Source organism: Streptomyces sp. AC512_CC834 (assembly GCF_019049325.1).
GTDB lineage: Bacteria > Actinomycetota > Actinomycetes > Streptomycetales > Streptomycetaceae > Streptomyces.
The window spans coordinates 1-2,327 of record NZ_JAGMUO010000111.1 but is presented as its reverse complement, the minus strand read 5'-3'; the positions used below and the strand labels follow the sequence as shown (position 1 = coordinate 2,327).

1 protein-coding gene and 1 pseudogene are annotated in these 2,327 nt (G+C 67.4%); both read right to left on the bottom strand.

The features are described 5' to 3' along the window. Nucleotides 1–190 precede the first annotated feature (190 nt). Nucleotides 191–1,612 carry an RICIN domain-containing protein gene (locus KUM40_RS34960; protein WP_217170333.1) on the bottom strand — a complete coding sequence of 474 codons (1,422 nt, stop codon included), beginning with the start codon at nt 1,610–1,612 and terminating at the stop codon, nt 191–193. 74 nt (nt 1,613–1,686) lie between these two features. Further along, nucleotides 1,687–2,327, bottom strand: a pseudogene (locus KUM40_RS34955) (hydrolase); the annotation flags it as partial.

Here is a 2,327-nt window from a genome sequence, read left to right as displayed (position 1 = left end):
CACCGGTATTACGCACCCTCAGGCGCACACGCGTACTGCTGCCGGGGTCCACAGTCGCGGACGCGGGCTCCAGCGAAGTCCACAGGCTCACGAGGCGAGGCTATGGAGCAACTCCACGCCCGTCAGCGGCACTCGGGGCAGTAGTGAGTGCCCCGAGGTGCCTGATCAAACGGCTGTTCGGGCCACGCCGTCATTCCTTCGAGGGGTGGATGATCTTCCACTCCTGATCGTCGGTGTTGGTGCAGTCGGCGATGTTCAGCCGGGTCTCGGTGCCGCCGTTCTGGCCTTTCACGTTCAGGCACTTGTTGTTGCTGGCGAAGTTGCGGATCCAGTAGTCGCCGCTCTTCTGCTTGTCGACCCACCAGAGCTGGTTGTCGTCCTTCGTGCCGTCGCAGCGGAACTCGGCGATCCCCGTTCCCACGGGACGGGCGCCGAACTCACCCAGGTCCATGCAGAACCTGTCCGTGGCGTTCCGGATCTGGAAGAGCGGAGCCCCTCCGGGACCGCCCTTCGGGTACTTCACCTCGAGATGCCAGTACTGGTTGTCGCCCTCTTCGTGGCAGTTGGCCTGCTGGACGATCTCGTTGATCTTGCCCTTTTCCCGTCCGGGAACGTCGGCGCACATGTGGGTGGTGGCGTTGCGCAGCATGACGTTCTTGGCGGGCACCACCGGCTTCACCGTCGGCTTCTTGGGCTGGTCGCCACCGCCGCCGCCTCCGCCACCACCGCCATCGCTCTTGGATTCCTCGGCGGCCGGCTGCTCGGCTTCCTCCGAAGGCGATTCGGCCGTGCTGGGCAACGTCTCCGGGGTGGCGCTTGGGCTGGGTGCGAGGGCGGCGCCCGCCTCCTGCGTCTGCTCCGTCGCACTCGTGCGGACCTGCGGCTTGTACGCGATCCAGATCATCACGAACGCGATCGCGAGCGCGACGAAAATGCCGAAGAAGGTCGCCAGCCAACGCGGCAGGAACCCGCGTTGCACGTACGTGCCCTCGACCTCCGTCGGGTCGACTCCGGAACGGCGCACGGCCAGCGTGTAGGGCCGCTCCTCCTTGGCGCCGAACCAGATGATCTGCTGCGGCTTGAGAGTCGTCTCCAGGAACGCCGCACGGCCCGGCTCGATCTGCACGTTGCCCGGGCGGATCTCGTACGACAGGTGATCACCGTTGTCACTGCCCGAGACCGACGCCGTGACCTTCGTATTGCCGAGGTTGTCCACCGCCAGCTTCGGCCGGCCCCTGAACCTGCCCTTCACCGTCGGCGGCACCAACTCCGCCCGCACTTCCGAGAACGCGGTGATCGTCAGATTGCCCTCCGGCACCGTCACCGCGTCCGGATGCTCCGTCGGCGTAATCCGCACCGCATACGGATTCGGCCCCGCCACCGCATCCGGCGTACGAGGCGGCGCGAACGTCAACTCGACAGTGCCGGTCGTGCCCGGATACAGACGCAGCGTCGGCGGCTCGACCGTCGTCCAGGGCGCAACGTCCCCGACAGGCTCGAACCGGTACTCGTCGACGACATCACCGGTGTTGCGCACCCGCAGCCGCACACGCGTGCTGCTGCCGGGGTCGACGGTGGCGGACGCGGGCTCCAGGGAAGTCCAAAGGCTCACACGCCGACGCTACGCGGGTCCGGATGGCGCGTCAGGAGTCGCAAGGGCAAAGCAGGTTGCCCCGGCAGACGTCGTCAGACCGTGAACCGGACCGCCTCCAGTTGCAGCTTCTCGGTCTTCATGTCGCTGCCGAAGTATCGCCACTCCGGCGTGGTGCAGCCCTGTTGCAACCAGCCCTTGTCCTTGACGTGGGCATTCACGCAGACGTTGCCTTCCCCGGTCGCGAGGGTGAACCCCTCCATCGGCGAGACCGCCTCCTTGGTGCTGCCGAGGTACATGTCGGTCTTGTCGTCGGCACTCTCCCACTTGCTGCCGTTGAGCCATCCCTCGACGACGTGGGCTCCGTTGCCGGTGACGCCCTTCGTCCCGGACACGGCGATGTTCAGGGCCTTTATGGGGAGGTTCTTGCCCACCGTGCCGGCCTCGGCGCCGTCGCACACGGGGTCCTGCCAGCCCTGGTCGGCCACGTAGGCGCGGTAGCAGATGTGCCGGCCGTCGCTGCGGTCGGCGAGCTCCTTCACGGCCGTGGCAGCGGTACGCACCGGCTTCTTGGTCTGCTTGTCCTCGCCGCCGCCCTTGTCCTCGTCGCCCTTGTCTCCGCCGCCTCCGTCGTTCTTCGGCTCCTGGGTGGCCGACGGCTGCGCCTGCGGCTGCTCGGCGGGCGCGGACTCGGCACTGCTGGGCAACGTCTCCGGACTCGCACTCGGACTGGGCG